20 protein-coding genes and 1 other annotated feature are annotated in these 17,365 nt (G+C 34.8%); of the genes, 8 read left to right on the forward strand and 12 right to left on the reverse strand.

Going from position 1 to position 17,365, the window contains the following annotated elements; translation table 11 throughout:
- Positions 1-110: 110 nt before the first annotated feature.
- The 6 genes from RBB48_RS05800 to RBB48_RS05825 form a co-directional block, all read right to left on the reverse strand.
- The gene (locus tag RBB48_RS05800) at positions 111-281 is read right to left on the reverse strand and encodes a hypothetical protein (RefSeq protein WP_087986001.1); all 171 of its coding nucleotides are present in this window, start codon (positions 279-281) and stop codon (positions 111-113) included.
- A 79-nt stretch (positions 282-360) separates the two neighbouring features.
- Entirely contained in the window at positions 361-1,545 is a 1,185-nt protein-coding gene (locus RBB48_RS05805) for an MFS transporter (protein ID WP_142291827.1), read from the reverse strand.
- Between the two features lie 109 nt (positions 1,546-1,654).
- Entirely contained in the window at positions 1,655-2,968 is a 1,314-nt protein-coding gene (locus tag RBB48_RS05810; RefSeq protein ID WP_088064746.1) for an APC family permease, read from the reverse strand.
- Positions 2,969-3,032: 64 nt separating this feature from the next.
- Positions 3,033-3,269: a binding site (T-box leader), on the reverse strand.
- A 450-nt stretch (positions 3,270-3,719) separates the two neighbouring features.
- The gene (locus RBB48_RS05815) at positions 3,720-4,520 is read right to left on the reverse strand and encodes a hypothetical protein (protein ID WP_088064747.1); all 801 of its coding nucleotides are present in this window, start codon (positions 4,518-4,520) and stop codon (positions 3,720-3,722) included.
- Between the two features lie 129 nt (positions 4,521-4,649).
- Positions 4,650-5,432: a membrane protein insertase YidC gene (gene yidC, locus RBB48_RS05820; RefSeq protein WP_000920534.1), complete on the reverse strand. Its 783-nt coding sequence runs from the start codon at positions 5,430-5,432 to the stop codon at positions 4,650-4,652.
- A gap of 28 nt (positions 5,433-5,460) precedes the next feature.
- Positions 5,461-5,745, reverse strand: a complete 285-nt coding sequence (locus RBB48_RS05825) for a hypothetical protein (RefSeq protein ID WP_000394932.1) — start codon at positions 5,743-5,745, stop codon at positions 5,461-5,463.
- 276 nt (positions 5,746-6,021) lie between these two features.
- Here RBB48_RS05825 and RBB48_RS05830 point away from each other — a divergent pair, with 276 nt between their 5' ends.
- On the forward strand, positions 6,022-6,915 hold the full coding sequence (locus RBB48_RS05830) for a YitT family protein (RefSeq protein ID WP_000530033.1): 894 nt from the start codon (positions 6,022-6,024) through the stop codon (positions 6,913-6,915).
- Positions 6,916-7,025: 110 nt separating this feature from the next.
- On the opposite strand, the gene RBB48_RS05835 is transcribed toward RBB48_RS05830, so the two are convergent.
- Positions 7,026-7,547, reverse strand: coding sequence for a GNAT family N-acetyltransferase (locus tag RBB48_RS05835; RefSeq protein ID WP_088064748.1), 522 nt, complete (start codon positions 7,545-7,547; stop codon positions 7,026-7,028).
- A gap of 452 nt (positions 7,548-7,999) precedes the next feature.
- Between RBB48_RS05835 and RBB48_RS05840 the strand changes: the two genes are divergently transcribed.
- Positions 8,000-8,386 carry a DUF3938 domain-containing protein gene (locus RBB48_RS05840; protein ID WP_001077775.1) on the forward strand — a complete coding sequence of 129 codons (387 nt, stop codon included), beginning with the start codon at positions 8,000-8,002 and terminating at the stop codon, positions 8,384-8,386.
- 258 nt (positions 8,387-8,644) lie between these two features.
- On the opposite strand, the gene RBB48_RS05845 is transcribed toward RBB48_RS05840, so the two are convergent.
- The 4 genes from RBB48_RS05845 to RBB48_RS05860 all read right to left on the reverse strand — a co-directional run bounded on the left by RBB48_RS05845 (position 8,645) and on the right by RBB48_RS05860 (position 10,895).
- Positions 8,645-8,785, reverse strand: a complete 141-nt coding sequence (locus RBB48_RS05845) for a DUF3985 family protein (protein ID WP_000404783.1) — start codon at positions 8,783-8,785, stop codon at positions 8,645-8,647.
- Positions 8,786-8,881: 96 nt separating this feature from the next.
- Positions 8,882-9,964, reverse strand: a complete 1,083-nt coding sequence (locus tag RBB48_RS05850; RefSeq protein WP_088064749.1) for a site-2 protease family protein — start codon at positions 9,962-9,964, stop codon at positions 8,882-8,884.
- 12 nt (positions 9,965-9,976) lie between these two features.
- On the reverse strand, positions 9,977-10,684 hold the full coding sequence (locus RBB48_RS05855) for a DUF3169 family protein (protein WP_088064750.1): 708 nt from the start codon (positions 10,682-10,684) through the stop codon (positions 9,977-9,979).
- Positions 10,674-10,895, reverse strand: a complete 222-nt coding sequence (locus RBB48_RS05860) for a helix-turn-helix transcriptional regulator (protein ID WP_087981953.1) — start codon at positions 10,893-10,895, stop codon at positions 10,674-10,676. The genes RBB48_RS05855 and RBB48_RS05860 overlap by 11 nt, the downstream gene beginning before the upstream one ends.
- A 164-nt stretch (positions 10,896-11,059) precedes the next feature.
- Here RBB48_RS05860 and RBB48_RS05865 point away from each other — a divergent pair, with 164 nt between their 5' ends.
- Complete coding sequence (locus RBB48_RS05865) at positions 11,060-11,851, forward strand: hypothetical protein (RefSeq protein ID WP_087981955.1); 792 nt, start codon at positions 11,060-11,062, stop codon at positions 11,849-11,851.
- A 55-nt stretch (positions 11,852-11,906) separates the two neighbouring features.
- Here RBB48_RS05865 and RBB48_RS05870 read toward each other — a convergent pair whose 3' ends face one another.
- Positions 11,907-12,521: a DedA family protein gene (locus RBB48_RS05870; protein ID WP_088064752.1), complete on the reverse strand. Its 615-nt coding sequence runs from the start codon at positions 12,519-12,521 to the stop codon at positions 11,907-11,909.
- Positions 12,522-12,934: 413 nt separating this feature from the next.
- On the opposite strand from RBB48_RS05870, the gene RBB48_RS05875 reads away from it, so the two are divergent.
- From RBB48_RS05875 to RBB48_RS05895, 5 genes are all read left to right on the forward strand, one after another.
- A complete protein-coding gene (locus tag RBB48_RS05875; protein ID WP_000388758.1) occupies positions 12,935-13,378 on the forward strand; it encodes a DUF3978 family protein in 444 nt (147 codons plus the stop codon).
- A gap of 30 nt (positions 13,379-13,408) precedes the next feature.
- Entirely contained in the window at positions 13,409-13,870 is a 462-nt protein-coding gene (locus tag RBB48_RS05880; RefSeq protein ID WP_000735054.1) for a L,D-transpeptidase, read from the forward strand.
- Positions 13,871-14,234: 364 nt separating this feature from the next.
- Positions 14,235-14,900, forward strand: coding sequence for a response regulator transcription factor (locus RBB48_RS05885; RefSeq protein ID WP_000148835.1), 666 nt, complete (start codon positions 14,235-14,237; stop codon positions 14,898-14,900).
- Positions 14,878-16,320 carry a sensor histidine kinase gene (locus tag RBB48_RS05890; RefSeq protein ID WP_088064753.1) on the forward strand — a complete coding sequence of 481 codons (1,443 nt, stop codon included), beginning with the start codon at positions 14,878-14,880 and terminating at the stop codon, positions 16,318-16,320. The genes RBB48_RS05885 and RBB48_RS05890 overlap by 23 nt, the downstream gene beginning before the upstream one ends.
- Positions 16,321-16,460: 140 nt before the next feature.
- A complete protein-coding gene (locus RBB48_RS05895) occupies positions 16,461-17,363 on the forward strand; it encodes an EamA family transporter (protein WP_088064754.1) in 903 nt (300 codons plus the stop codon).
- The last annotated feature ends 2 nt before the right edge of the window (positions 17,364-17,365 follow it).

Below are 17,365 nucleotides of genomic sequence, written 5' to 3' on the forward strand. Positions count from 1 at the left end.
ATGCTGCTATTGACAAATGAATATTACATATTTTAAATTTCCAAAAAATAAAAAAGCACTTTATAAGTGCCTTCATAACTTACGAGAAACAAATTTTAAACGAATACATATTACTTATCTTTTTCCTTTATCTCCGTCAACAGCTCAATAATTTTCTCATTTTGCTCCACTTGTTTCTCTGAATTTTGATAGATGAAACGGACCCACCTTAATACAACAACAACTATCAATATCGGTAGTAGAGCAATTATCATGCCAAATACCGAGAAATTAGACATCATTCTCCATCACCTCGCTACATACAACTTTCTCCATCCACCTACTAAAACCTGCAATTTTTTACAAATAAAAAAGAACCTATCAAACGATAGATTCTTCTTTTGCAAACTGAGCAGAACGTCCTCTCGTAATCGAGAAAATTGCACAAAGTAGTGCTAATATAATAAAGCCGCCACCTACCCAAGCATTATATATAACAGATGATTTCTCAATAACAACTCCGCCTACTGTTGAACCGAGAGCAATCCCTAAGTGAAGCGCAGAGTTATTTAAACTTTGCTGAATACCAGCTGATTCTGGTGCAATTTCAATTAAATAATTTTGTTGTGCTGGTGAAATAGCCCAGCTAAGCATACTCCAAATTCCCATCATAATAATGAACAGCGGGAATGAAAATGTCATCATTGGCAATATGAAGATCGCACACGCAAATACGATAATAATTGAAATAATACTTTTCTTCGATCCCCATTTATCAGCAAGCAAGCCCCCAAGGCCGCCTCCAAGTACCGCTGCAATTCCGAAAATGAAGTAAAATACACTAATCCAATTTGCCTCAACATGCATCACATCTTTTAAAAATGGTGTTAAATATGCATATAGTGTTAAATGACCCGTTAAAAATAAGAATGACGTTAACTGTGCACTGACAATTTTTTTATCTTTTAACGTAGCGATTTGCTCTCTTATCGATAGCACTGATGTTGGTGGTACTTTCGTTAAGAATAATGAAATACATGCGAGTGCCATTACTGTTAAGATCGAAATGAGTACAAATGGTGCACGCCATCCATATGCATTTCCGAGTACAAGGCCAAGCGGTACTCCAAGTACAAGTGAACCACTAATCCCCATGAAGATGATTCCAATTGCACGCGCACGAAAATGTGGTTCTACAACGCTAGAAGCAAGTGTTACTGACAGTGCAATAATAAGCGAACCACTCGCCGCACAAATAACCCTTGAGAACATTAACATCCCATAATTCACACTAAATGCTGAAATAATATTTCCGATTAAGAAAATTGATAATGCCCCAATGTATAATCTTTTTCTTTCAAATTTTCCAGTTATCGCCAATAAAACCGGACCTGATAAAGCAAATACTACTGAAAATATTGTTATAAGCTGACCAGCTGCACTAATAGATACTCCTAAATCATTGGCAACTAGATCGAGCGTTCCTCCTATAATTAGCTCAACCGTTCCGACTACGAAAGCCGCGATAGCTAAAATATACACACGAAAATTCAAGTCTTTCCCCACGCTTTCTTTTTTGGTTACTACGACTATAGTAACCAAAAAAGAAATTGAACACAAGTACAATTTTTTTACAATAAAAAAACAGGCGTATCATACGCCTGCCTTCTAATTATTAAACACTAGTTTTGTTCTTCTTATTTAAATACCAATATACCGGTAGTCCAGTAAAGACAATTCCAATTGATAAGAAACAACTTACCGGATCATTAATAATCGCACTTCCAAGTACAAACAATGATCCTAAAATCGCAACGATTGGTACAATCGGGAATAACGGTACACTGTATGCACGCTCTTTATTCTTGTTACGTTTTCTTAAAATGAAGACACCAATAAACGTCATTACATAGAAAATATAAATAATGAATACGGAAATCTCAGATAGCTTATTCGGATCACTAATAACCATTAAAATAATTCCTAAAATGATTTCAACAGTAATCGCATTTGCTGGTGTTTTAAATCTTGGACTTTCCTTTGCGATAAACTTAGAAAACGGAAGGTGTCCACGCTCTGCCATAGACATCGGAATACGTGGGAACGTTAAAATCTTTCCATTTAAACAACCGAAAATAGAAACGATAATACCGATACTAATGATTTTCCCGCCATATTCTCCAAGTAGCATGCCCGCAGCTGTCGCTGTTGCATTCTCTCCAAGGTCTACAATTTTCGCTGCTGGTAACACATTTAATAATGCCAAGTTAATTAGTACGTAAGCAGCCGTTACAATTAAAATCCCAACTGTCATCGCTTTCGGTAATAGCTTTGTTGGATTCTTCATTTCTCCGCCAATCGAAGCAAGTAGAATCCAGCCGTCATAAGCAAATAATGTTGCTAAAATTGCCATACCGATACTTTGATTTTCTGATATCGGCACTACTACATTAAAGATATCGCTATTTCCTTTCCAAAAACCTAACACAACAATTAATACGATTGGAATCATCTTTCCAATTGTCGTAACCGTTTGGACGATACCTCCATATTTTGTTCCCATACTATTTACAACGCCAAGGAACACAACTGTTCCAATAGCAATTGGTAAATTCCATACTTTATCTAAATAGAAAAAATTAATCATTAAAGAACTAAAGTACAATCCTAATGTTCCAATAATAGCTGGTCCATAAACAATTGTTTGCATCCAGCCTGATAAATATCCCCAAAAACTTCCGTAAATCTCCTCTAAATACGTATACAACCCACCATTTTTCGGGATTTGCGCTCCAATTTCGGCTACTGTTAAACCACTTGCTAACGTCAACAGACCACCAATTACCCAAGCAAGAATAGCCATATTAGAACTCCCCGAGTAATCTAATACGCTCCCTGGCTTCATAAACACACCAGATCCAATAATCGTTCCTACTACGATAGAAAGTGCTACTGTTAAACCAATTTTGTTCTTCTCATCATGATGCATGCTGCGTATCCTCCTTCCAATTCTAGTGTGATGCAAAAATGAAATAAAAAAACACTCCTCCCTAAAAAGGGACGAGTGTTTTATTCGTGGTTCCACCCTTGTTTCAATTCGTAAAGTAACATACTTCACCAATTTCTCAAGTCTAAATAACGGTTTTTGCCGGCAAGCAATTACTAGGTATCCGTTCACTGCTGCAGTTCAGAGGTGGTAATCCATTTTTCCGTATTAGGAAGCTCACAGCCAAAGGCTTCCCTCTCTGAGAATCGTAAAAAATTGATCATGTCCTCATCATCACTTCTTGATGTCGAATTTTGTAGTTATTGTTCATTATATTGAATTGTTAGAAAAAATCAATATATTTTTTATATAACATAAGAAATGTTTCTCTTCTTATATTATAACAGAAGCTATAATATTTCTCTAATTCCCCAGTATCTTTGGAACAGCGTAGCGGTAAAAATTATCTCAGCGATTTTCAAAATATATCGATTTACCAACAAAAAACGACAATAAGTAAGAGGAGACTTTCTAAAAGAAAGTCTCCTCACATACATACCTTCCGGTTGCCCACACGGAAGATACGACTTTACTCAATTATTTCTCATCTTTTTTCATAAAAAATTTACCCCGCATTAACGGGCAGTAAAACTTCCACCTTAAAATCCAGCGAATACAAGGATGAAGTTGGAATATTAACTGCCCGTAAAAGCCCGATTGGTTCAACTAATAATCAGTGGAAATGCACCACTGATTAAAGTTTCACTTTATGGTGCGGTAAATCAACGTTCAATTCCTCTAATTGTTTCTTTTCATTCTCTAAAATCGCTTTTGCTTTTTCTTTCGTTGTCTCATCTAATCCCGCAAAGATGTCTTTATGCTTAACCTTCTCTGGGAACTTCACGCCTAGTTTTGTTAATTCTTCTTTTGCTTGCTTATGTGTTAATTTCCCGGACTTTTCCTGTTCAAAAATAGACGTTGCTTTTTCTTTTGTTGCTTCGTCTAAGTTAGCAAGTATGTCTTTATGCTTAACCTTCTCTGGCATTTTCACGCCTAACTTCGTTAATTCCTCTTTTGCTTGTTTACGTGTTAATTTGCCGGATTTCTCTTGCTCTAAAATTGATTTCGCTTTTTCTTTTGTTGCTTCGTCTAAGTTAGTGAACATATCTCCATGCTTACCCTTCTCTGGCATTTTCACGCCTAACTTCGTTAATTCCTCTTGCGCTTGTTCACGTGTTAATTTGCCGGATTTCTCTTGCTCTAAAATTGATTTTGCTTTTTCTTTTGTTTGATCATCTAATCCCGCAAACATATCTTTACGTTTTTCTTTCTCTGGAAGCTTTACACCTAACTCCTTCAACTGTTTCTTTGTATCGTCCATAATCGTTTTTACTTTTTGTTTTGTAGCGTCATCTAAATCTTTTTTCGCCGTTTTTGTAGACTGCTCAGCTGCTTGAGTATTCGTTGCCGCGAATGCCGGAATACCGACTCCTCCAATGATTCCAAATGATAAAGCACCTGCAATCGCTAAATACCCAACTGTTTTCTTCTTCATAGGAAATTTCCTCCTTCATATTTCTAAAGCATGTACACTTTCGTATACAATTCCTATAGTAATGTCGGTTTCTTAACATTTCCTTAACGACTTAACAAAAAAACGCCGCTCATCCCGAGCGGCGTTTTTCTAAGCTTTTTGTAATTGTAATTCTTCACGTTCCATTATTCTTCTTAATACAATTGTTTGTGTCATTGTAAATAAATTACCCGTTATCCAGTACAACACAAGTCCTGATGGCGCCGCAAATCCCATAAATAAAATCATTGCTGGCATCATAATTTGCTGCACTTTCAGCATCTGTACTTGTTCTCCAGGTGTAATATTAGATTGGAAAACTTTCATCTGAATAAATGTCGTTAACGCTGCGATAATCGGTAATATATGATAAGGATCTGCATGTCCTAAGTTCACCCATAAAAATGACGATGTGCGAATCTCTTCTGTTCGGCTAATCGCATAATACAAAGCAGAGAAAATCGGCATTTGTATTAATAGTGGCCAGCAACCAGCTAGTGGATTCCAACCGCCTGATTTCATTAGTTCCGACATTTCCTTTTGATACTGCTTTTGTTTTTCAAGATCTTTACCCACATCACCGTATTTTTGTTTCAGCTTCTGCAGTTCAGGTTGCATTTTCTTCATTTTCGCTTGACTACGATATTGTGAAACAGCTAATGGAATCATGGCTGAACGAATAACGAGCGTCATAATAATGATAGCAATCCCGAAGCTAGCTCCTGGTATGTGATGAGCAACAAATTGAATCATAAACGAGATTGGATATACGAAATAATGATCCCAAATTCCCGTACTATGTGCATCAATTGGGGCTGCATTACTGCAACCAGATAAAACAAAAACAAGTAATAATGATAAACTAACGAGCACAGCTCGGTATGATTTTAACATGTTCATTCCTCCAATGTTTCGTAATTATTTAGCGAAACATTGGTGTATACGGACCGACCTCGTCATTCTCTTCACTGGATTCTTGTCTGCGCACAGAACGAATCATTCCATATTTATAAAAAATAGAGAAAAGCGTTACATTACCAGTACCCTCTTCACACGTATTAACTAGTTTAAAAGCTCTTTGTCTACCGCTTGATGCTTGCTGACGCACAAAGCGAGAAACATTAGCAAGGAAGAAAACTTCTAATAAACAAAGTGCTGTCGTTACAAACGATATATATAGAATTGCATCCTGCAATAAAAATTCCATCGCTTCACATCCTTAATAAGGTCATTTTAGCACATTCAACAAACATTCTCTATTTCCTTTTATCGTCAAAAAAGTATTTTGCATATTTTCTCAAGAAAACTATGCTAAAAAACTAATGTATTCGCTTTCTTTAGTATATTCACACGTATCCTTGTATAGGTTTAATTTGTTAGAAATTTATAAAATTTTCGCATTATAATAAAACTATTGCCAGTTTTTGAAAAAACCTTTATTCTCTTCTTGTAATCAAAAATGAATATGGAGATGAAACATACTATGGGTCAACTAGGAGACGCCGATTACGTTCCCGACACCGCCTTTTTATCCTTCCCAGCAGCTAAAACATTTCACTTAGAATTTATCATACAGTTGGTTGTTATTTTCGTAGCCTCTATTTTGTATGCAATTTCTATGAATATGTTCTTTATCCCGCATAACATGATTAGCGGTGGCTTCGCTGGTGTAGGGATGATTATCGGTTATTTAATGCACTACAATATCGGTGCACTTATCTTTTTACTAAACATTCCTCTTCTTATTTTAAGTCACTTTTACTTAGGCAAAAAGACAACCTTTTTAACAGCGTACTTTGTAGCTATATCATCGTTAGCGATGAACATTATCCCTGTACACCAAGTTTCAGACGATATTTTACTGTCTTCTGTATTTGGTGGTGTAATCTGCGGAGCAGCTTCCGGAATCATATTCCGATTTGCTTCTTCAACAGGTGGCTTTGATGTTGTTGGATTGATTGTAGCGAAACATCGAGATATTTCAATTGGAGCAATCATCTTTGGATTCAACTTAATCTTACTTGTTGCAGCAGGATTTATTTTCGGATGGGATATTACGCTTTATACGTTAATTAGCCGGTTTGTAGTCAGCAAAGTTATCGATGCTGTGCATACGAAACATATTAAATTAACGATAATGACAGTTACAGAAAAAGGCGAGGAAATAAAAAGCGCACTATTGCATCACGGCATACGCGGGGTGACAATGGTAGATGCTGTCGGCGGCTATACAAACCATAAGAAAAAAATGATTTACACTGTCGTGACTCGCTATGAGTTAGGCGAAATGAAACGTATTATCCGTCAAGTGGATAACAAAGCATTCATGAACATTACTGAAACAGTTGAAATTGTCGGCCGTTTCAAACGCATATAAAAAAGGTTAATACATGAAAGGGCATAACATATTAGTCATATATAATATGTTATGCCCTTTGTTATTCAACTAACGCACCCTTTAGCATAATAAAATCACGAAGTTTATTACTACAAATCGGAGGATAGCATTCCGTATACAATACTATCTGTCCATTCATTTTTACTCCAAAAATCTTGTATGAAATGGGCTTCCTTTCTCATGCCTATTCGTTCACACAATTTTTGTGAAGCTGTATTACGTGCATCAAGATTAGCTTGTATACGATGTACATAAAATTCATTAAATAATTTAAATACCAAACTACTTACTGCTTCTGTTGCCAAACCTCTCCCAGCTACTTCATTTGAAAAACTATAACCAATCTCAACAGTGTCTTTCATATTTGTGTACCATACGGATAAATCACCAACTACTTTAGTCTTGTATATAACTGCCAAACTTAATATTGATTCTTCAGTAAGTACATTGTTTGCTAGCTTCTTATTAAATCTTTTCTGCATGTCTTCATGAGTCCACTTATTATGTAATAGGAACTTACATGTATCATCATTATTATAAATAGCAAATACATCCTGTAAATCAGTACTCTTAAAAGGTCTAATTATTAATCTTTCTGTTGTGATCTCCAAGTTAGCTCTCCTCCCTTACATTCATGCTACAAAACATTTTTTATAGTATGTAAGCCTCCTTCTTAGATCTCACCTTGATTACATATTTCATCATAATAAATTAAAATCCTTCTTCCACTAAACCGCATTGTTAGTGGTATTTCCTTGCGATTTTTATTTTTTACACTTATTACAAAATCAGATAATTCTATTATTGTGGCCCTAAATGTGTTATAATGAAAGCAGACTCACAAAAAAAGAGTATATAGACTTGGAAGTTTCTCTTATTTTTACAAGCAAAAAGAAACGAGCAGTCGGGTATATTTCAGACACCATACACGTAACGGTTTAAACAACCGATCACTCTTCAATGATCTTTTTATAAAAAGATACGTACAACTAAAACTCACTTCAATATACTATACCTACCTTTTTGACTTCCAAATCATCTTATTACATAAGGAGATGAACATATGAATCAATATATAAGATACACAATAGCTGTCCTGTTTGCTATTATCGGCGGAACGATCTGCTTCTGGACAAACACTCAGCTAGGAGAGAATATCATTTTTAATGGAATCGAAACCCTTGTAAGCGCTTCAATTTTAGGTGGATACATTTACTTCCTCTTCAATCCAGAAGAAAATGCGCAAAAAACAATGTTATTAACAATGATTGGAATCGTTGGCGGATGTATTTCCTACTCAATGACTAACTATACATTACCACTTCAATTAAGCTCAGCTTTCTTCCACGGTCTATGGACTTGGTTCATTGCATTCTGCCTAGCAGACGTATTCAACCTTTTACAAGACAATGAAGAAGAAAACGGTCGCCAAATTGAAAGTAACTCGTAAGCTGGAAGATACTCTTCCAGCTTTTTTGTTTTGTTACTCTTTCCTGTTCATACCCCATCACTAAAATAAAAAGAAGCTACCCCCACGGCAACTTCTTTTCCACATACCCCATTCAGTATTCACTAAAATATATCAACGATTTTTCAAATATATCGATCGTTTCTCCACTTATATCAACGATTTTTTCATTATATCGACGTTTCGACACAGGTTATCGACTTACCGACACCCTTCGACACTCAAAACGCACAACATACCCTATCCCCCAAGCAATTTACTGCCGAACTCTACGATTAAAAAGATAACTAATAGGATCGCGAGTATCTTTAATGCTACATATGCTACTTTAAAAACAGCATAAATAAGCAAGACTATTAAAATAATCGTTAAAATTTCCATCTAGAATTCCTCCAAGCTTTGCTCTGCTTATCTTATTTTACTCGCCACAGACTTTTTATGGAACGGCATAAGACGACATAGAAAAAAGAGGATACCTTACCCATCGTAAGATACCCTCTCTTTCAACTGCTCAAACCATTCTCTCTCTAATTGTAAATATCCTATTTCACTCTTCTCGGCACTCTTTAATTCTTTGTCTGCTTTCCTCATATAAGTGTGGGACGCTTCCATATCGCCCTCTAAATATTTAACAATTCCTTGTGTACGATAATACCCATGTAAGTCCACTTTTGTAATGGCCTTCCCATATTCCTTCGCTTCTTGCAGAGAAAGACTATCCATCTGATAAAGAGCTTTATATAAAAGATACCAACTATGAAAACTACTAACGAAATATTTATTTTCTTTCGTGACAGAAAGTTGGGCAACTTGTTCTACATATAGTATTGCTCTTTCCATTCCCTTTTGATCCGATCGGGCAAGGAAAACGAGCATAAGTCCGCTCATGATCTCTCTTATATTTTTATTTTCTTTTATTTTATCTTCGCTAAGTTCTACTAATCTCTTATCCCAATCTTTCGGCCTCTTATAACTAAATAACTCACTCGATACTTGAATGTTATATACATGCTGCTTCGCCTTTTCATCATCTTTAATTAAAATAAGAAATTGCATACCATCGCTCATAAGCGTTCCTTTTATCGGCGCGATTGTAACCGCAAAAATTATAAAATGGAAAACAGAAAAATATAAAAGATATTGATAATAACTCACCATGTATATGTAACCAAAAGTAATACCAAATAGTAAACTTGTAATTGGTCCACCTAAAGTCATCCATGCCCATTTTTTTGAAAGGTTAGGTGTTACTATAGAAGGCGGTATTAACATTGCCACGCCTCCGAAGTACGCCCATAATTTATTTTCTCGAATGCGTACTTTTCCCTTCTCTTTTTGAACAGTAATAGGCCCTACTGTCATAAATTTAAATGTCAAACCACCTATTACGCCGAATACGACATGTCCTAACTCATGAATGATTACCACTGCCAGAAAAATCCCCAATAATGCCCATATATTCAACATTGTTTCTAATTTCCCAGTTCGGATCACTCCGTATAAAATGGACAGAATGAGCGCCACTGTCAGTGAACCAGCTGGCCTTCTTAAAATATCCACCTTTTTCTCCCCTTAATAAATCATTTTTCTATGCATTTCGTACATGAATTTTCCGAGATGCAATATCCAAATAAATGAGATTAGGCCAATTAATACAAAATCGATATCACTAGCCGCTGTATATATAACGGCAGCCCACCATACATATGCTAATATTGTATTCGTAAATTCATACGCTTTATATCCAGCCTCATGCACAATGTGCTTTAATCCCTCATCTGCATTTTTCGTCCACATTTTCATAGATTCCATATATGTTACACCTTGTTCAGGATATAGCTTGTTATAACGATTCTTTGTTATGAGCCCGATAACCACTACAATAGTTAAACAGACGATAGAAGCTACTAAATTCCACACTGCAAATGAAACATTTGTATCCTGCAACAGTGCACGTCTACATGTAATAACTGCATATACAAACCATGCTTGCGTAACTATATCACCTACACGTAAATATATACTTATAATGCCTAATTTTCTTCCTTGTACGCTCTCTTCTTCATCGCGTGCCTCCGCTAACATACGTGTATTCTTCCAAGTGTAGTACATCATTACGATTCCAAAAATAGTACATACACCTATAAATGTATTAGATGATAATTTTCTCGGTTCATCCGAGAGTAAATTTAAAGCTATATAAGATGTTAAAAAGCCACCCATCATACTTAATGCTATTTTCCCCACAACATCAAATTGTTTTTTTCGATTACTCTTCATCTCCATCTTCCCCCTCCACTAACGCAAATATTTCCTCCACCGGTACGTTGAAAATTTGTGCGATTTTTAGCGACAATACAATAGATGGTGCATAATCCCCGCGCTCAATTAAACTAATCGTTTGCCGTGATGATCCAATCGCTTTCCCTAAATCCCCTTGTGATAAACGATGCTTTGCTCGCAATTCCCTCACTCGATTTTGAAGCTTCATGTCTTCCCTCTTTTTCATTTATTTAATTAAAATTGTAAATAATATCCTTATTTTTGTCAATTATAATTGTCATTACGACTATAATAATTGACAAAAATAAAGATGTATTATGATGAAAATAACTTATATAATGAATGTGAAATATTAAACAAAGGAGGTTCCATATGAAGAAAACATCTACCTTTTCTTACGTTCTTACTAAGCTTACAGCAGCTTTATTATTATTATTACTTATTAGCACGCTTCTCTTAACAACTAGTCAACAAACATTATATAGTTTCTTAGCTGGATTACGAGAACTACTTTATGTTCCCTTCGCTCCTATTCTTGCGGCGTATGCAATTTTTTGTTCTATTTGCATCGATAAATTGAAATTAAAAACATATACAAGACTGAAGACATTATGCCTTTATATTTTTTGCGGCTATTTATTTTCTCTTCCATTCCTAATATTTAAAGAAGCTAGTCTAATACAGTTCTTGTTTCTCGGATCAATTGGAGCAGTGTGTTCTCTTTTTTTCTACTTATGTGCAGTTATAGCAACAAAACTTAAGTGGATACAATATGTCGTGCCAGGCATTATGCTTATTATATTTATCACAATCAACTTTATCGATCTAGAAAAGGTTGGAACATCAAAAGAACAATGGGTCGAAACAAAAACAGAAAACTCTTTCGAAGCATCTTTTCAACATTTTAGTGGTGAACATAAAGTCCCCATTGAACTAAAACGAGGTGACATATTAGAATTTACCATTGAATCACGAGCTGAAAATCCGGATGGCTACATGGGAGCCGTAAAAATGGCTAGTGAGTTTCAAGAGGAAGAAAATTATTTAGCTTCAAACGGTCCTAATACATACCAATTTGCAGCAATTAAGACGGGAACGTATTACATTATAGTTAATGGCAATAAGTTAAAAGGAAAGTTGAGAATAGATTGGAATATAAAATAAAAAGGCAGTGCGTCTGCACTGCCTTCCTAAATTCTGACATAGAATGGATTCCATATTAACTTGCGTTTTGTAACAATACTCGTTTTAGCTGTTTGCGGAAACGTACTCCTAACGTAGTTGCTACGATAACGATAACTCCAACAATGATTTTACCGATATGATCTTCTAGCACTCCAAAAATATCATGTAAGTTGCCACCTAACCAGTAACCACCGATTAAGAAGAATGATACCCAAAATAGAGCACCTGAGTAAATTGTAATCGCAAAACGACGGAATGGTAAGTTAATAATTCCTGCAAAATATCCTGTAAAATGACGTACACCAGGAATAAAGAAGCCGATAAAAATAAGGAAGTATCCATACTTATCAAACCACATTCTTGTTAAGTCGATTTTTCTTTGTGTTAAAAATACGTATTTCCCATACTTTTGAATAAAGGGCATACCTAATTTATTTCCTAAAAAGTATTGAATTGTCATTCCTACACTTGTCCCAATAAAGGATAGGATAATTAAAATCGGTAAACTTAAATCGCCCTTCTGTGCTAAAAACCCCGCATATGCTAACGTTGGCTCTCCCGGAAACGGAAGTGCAATATATTCTAACAGCAAACCAACAAGTACAACATAGTACCCGTACTGCTGAAATAATTCATGAACCCATTCCATGTCATCTCTCCTTTCAATCACGTACAACTTCTTACTATTATTGTATAAAAAAATTGTCGAAATAACTATCACAATAGCTTACATTTTTATTACATTTTTGTAAGGCTCACACTAAAGTTTTCTGTTCATTATTTGCTGCTATCCATTATCGTTTTAAAATAAGCTAACAACTATATATCAGACGACACAAGGGCATTAATATGCATTTTTTATCCAGTTTTTAACACTTAAAGTCACCTTATTTTGTTCTCAATAAAAAACCACCACAAACTCATACTAACTTCATATTAGCTTCATATACGTATTGTAAGATTATATCGGAATTTGTTGAAAAATTTAACTAATATATGACTAAGCATTAAATTGAATAAATATAAGTAGTTTTTCGAAATTGAAAAAAGGGTGAATAAGAAATGGAAGCTTATAAAATGCATGATTTTATTAATACAAATGTTGAATCTCATCAAAATGAAACCGTTTTTAATTTACACATATGTGAAACAAGTGAATTTGACGTAAGTTTAACAAAATCTACAACACTGTCTTTTATCGTTTCAAAAAAGAACATTAAGATTGTTACGAAAAAATGGATTAATTCAAATCAAGAAAGCATGATTGGTAAAAGTTACATCATTCCAACGAAAGCTTTCCACTACTTCTTACCAATTATTTCTGAAACTGAAGATGAGCTAAATATTCAAGTTCAAAGTTTTGGACTACATGGTGAACTTTTACTAAATGAAAGATTACTTATTGATAAAAACAACAAACAAAATCCAAAGATTACTACGTTCTTTGAAACATTAGATGAAAATGTAAATAAAGTATTACGAGGATTGCAAATTCATTGTATGTAAGACTATTACAATAGTAAAAAGGAGAATATAATGAAAAAACTATTATTAAGCGCACTATTATCATTAGGATTTTTAACTATTCCATTCACAAATGCTGAGGCAGCTACAACAAACGATCAGCTTATCGTGAATACGCAGTTAAATAAAATGGATTATTATCAAAACGGACAATTTATAAAGAGTTTTACTGTCGCTACTGGAAAAGCAGCCACACCTACGCCTAAAGGTACTTTTCAAATCGTTAATAAAATTAAAAACCGTCCTTACTATACAGGAAAAATTAAAGGCGGCGATCCACGTAATCCACTTGGTGACCGTTGGCTCGGACTAAACATGGCAGGAACTTACGGAACAACTTATGCGATTCATGGTACTAACAATAATCAAGCAATCGGCAAATGGACAACACTTGGTTGTATTCGTATGTATAACAATGATATACACTGGTTATTTGAGCGTATTCAGCAGCAAGCTACCGTCACTGTAAAATAACCTAAAAACAAGATTTATGTGTAGCCAAGAATTTTATATCTTGGCTTATTTTATTTATTCATTTACAGTAGCAAAACAACTGTATTTACATATATAATAAGAATAGGTTTCGTTAAGCAATATCAAAACATTGATAAACATGGATATTAAAATTATACAGTTATAATATTTTATAAATTTTACAATACATACTATAATAGAACTAATGTAATTCTGAAATATTCAGTTTCTCTAAACCATTCCCCTTGCTACTTTCATGATGACTTTATAGCGGGGGCTTATTATATGTATAAACAATTTGAGTTATCCAAAAAATGATGAATTCGAATATTGCAGTAAAAAGCGTTATTTAGGAGGTGTTACTATGACGCATATACTGGTGATTGAAGACAACCCAGATATACAAGAACTGATTCGTGAATTTCTAATGGCACAAAACTTTACTGTTGATGTCGTTGGCGCTGGAACAGAAGGTATTCTTCTTTTCCAAAAAAATTCATACGATCTTGTCCTCCTTGATGTGATGTTACCAGATATAGATGGCTATAGTATTTGTAAAATTATGCGAGGACAATCTGATGTACCGATCATTATGTTAACAGGCTTACATAATGAAGAAAGTGAAATTAAAGGATTTGAGTTAGGTATTGATGACTATATTACGAAACCGTTCCATTACACCGTATTTATTAAACGTGTAGAGGCTGTATTAAGAAGGGCAGCAACGAAGGAAGCAGAAGCTGCAACTATACTACAATTCCATGAATTGATGTTAAATTCTACAGCCTATGCCGCTTATGTTCATGGTAATCAAATTGAATTAACAACAAAAGAATTTGAAATTTTATATACTTTACTGCAAAATCGGGGAAAAGTATTATCAAGAAGTGATTTGCTAAATAAGGTATGGGGCTATGAACATTATGGTGATGTAAGAGTTATAGATACACATATTAAAAACTTAAGAAAAAAATTAGGGATTCCTTATATTAAAACGGTGAAAGGCATTGGCTACAAAATCGAATCGTAGTACAGACAACATCACCAAAAATATTTTCATCAAAACCTTATTATTTTGTATTCTTTTATCACTTTGTCTTTATCAAATTATTTATTTTCTAGCTTCGAACTACGATAAAGAACGTTTTGCAAAAGAAAATGGAGCGCTGTCTACAGAACAAGCGGATTCAGACAAACAAAACGACCAAAGTAAAACGAATCAAAGTAAGGCTGTTTCAGAGAGTATGATTTCCAATTTCCAATCTTCTACTATAGATTATAAAGCACTCTCCACAGCCATAAATCACCTTTTGCAGCCTAGCCAAACTGTAAAAGCAAAAGAACATACCCAAAATATTGCGGGGGAAAACAGCACTTCTACTCCACTTACAGAAACGGAAAAGCAAGTCGCTACTAATGATGCCTTACATAAACAAAATGCAGCAAATAACACAAATGATACACAAGATTATCCAAAATTAGCAGATGCACTGCAGCAATTAGCTCCACATATTGGTGCGACAATGCTTGCATTATCTTTACTCGGATCTTTAATTTATACGAAACTAATTGCCAAACCTTTTCAATTTATGAGCGATGCTTTAAAAGATATTATGAATCTTGATTTCTCAGATAAAAAGCTACTTAACAAAAATACAGACCAAACCGATTTTAATTTACAAGTAGCTGCTTCACAGGTCCCAAATATTGTGAAGAATTTACATGCAAGCAATCAAGACTTAAGAAATGAGCTCAAAAAGGAACAACAGTTAGAACAATCTCGTAAAGAATTTATGTCTATGGTTTCCCATGAATTAAAAACACCAATCGCAGCCGTTATGGGACAACTAGATGGCATGATTCACGGAATTGGAGCTTATAAAGATAGAGATAAATATTTAAAACGTTCCTATGAAATGATGCAAGACATTAACATATTAACGGAAAAAATGTCGGAATTATCCAAAATACAAAACCCTCAATTTAAACCTGATTTAAAAGTTATCTCATTAACTAATATTATTGAGGATGTTATGAAGAAAGTAGATTACTTTGTATCTGTAAAGCAATTAAATGTTCAATCTAACATTAAGCAAGATGTACAAATTTTAGCTGACCCTAAATTTATTCAAACTGCTATTTTTAACATTATTTCAAATGCAATTCATTACACAATTGACCATCAGCATGTATATATAAAGCTTTATGAAAAGCCAAACGGTTATGCATTAGAAGTATTAAATACAGGTTCACAAATTGATGAGGATAAACTCGCCCATTTATTTGAGCCATTCTATCGCGCAAACCCTGGCAAACACGGATTAGTACAAGGTAGTGGCCTTGGGCTATATATTGTAAAACAAATATTAGATAAACATCAGTTTCCTTATGGGATACAAAACACGCCTCAAGGTGTAAAATGTTCTATTGTATTCCCAAAAGCAATGTAAAAAACCTACTACAATTTCATACCCCAAATTCATACTTCGTATGAATGGCGGAATTTTGTAGAGTATCTTACTCTGTTTCGTTCGCCCGTTATCCTTATTTGGATAGCGGGCGTTTTTTATTATTTAAAAGGAGGATCTTCATGGAGAAATTTAAGTATTCATTACTTGTTTTATTCGGAGCTTGTAGCTACGGCGTACTTTCAACTATTTTCAAACTCGGATTCATTGATGGATTTTCAGCACATCAACTATTAGGGGGACAATATGTCTTCGGATGGATCGGGCTTCTTCTGCTCGTTCTTTTCGTTTCACGTCATAAAGTAACAAAAAAGCAATTCTTTTCCTTACTAACAGTTGGCACAACAATGAGTATGACTGGTATCTTCTACGCTATTTCTGTAGAAGAACTACCAGCGTCTATCGCTGTTGTCCTACTCTTCCAGTTCACATGGATTGGTGTCGTTATAGAAGCAATCGCTAATCGAACATTACCAAACCGTGAGAAAGTTATATCTATCATTATTTTATTTACTGGAACATTGTTTGCAGGCGGTGTCTTTGAAGGTCTCGGACAAAACTTTTCCACGAAAGGTATTATCTTTGGTCTATTAGCCGCTGTCTCTTTTTCATTCTATGTTTTTGCAAGTGGGCGTGTTGCTACAGAAGTTCCGCCTTATACGAAAAGCTTTCTTATGACAACAAGTGCTACTCTGATCGTATGCCTATTCTTCCCGCCAACCTTTTTAACGGATGGTACCCTGCAAGCCGGTCTTTGGAAATACACTTTCTTCCTCGGATTGTTCGGCGTTGTCGTACCTGTCATTTGTTTTTCAATTGGTGTACCGAAAGTAGGAACAGGACTTAGTACAATACTAGGAGCAGCTGAATTACCAACGGCCATTATCGCTTCTATTACACTTGTACATGAAGTCGTAACCTTCATGCAGTGGATTGGGATACTCTTTATACTACTTGGAATTTTTACTCCTCAGCTGCTTACGGCTAGGAAAACAAAGAAACATAGTAGCGTGCATAGTGCGTAACA

This window comes from Bacillus sp. MMSF_3353, from assembly GCF_030733445.1.
Classification (GTDB): domain Bacteria; phylum Bacillota; class Bacilli; order Bacillales; family Bacillaceae_G; genus Bacillus_A; species Bacillus_A wiedmannii.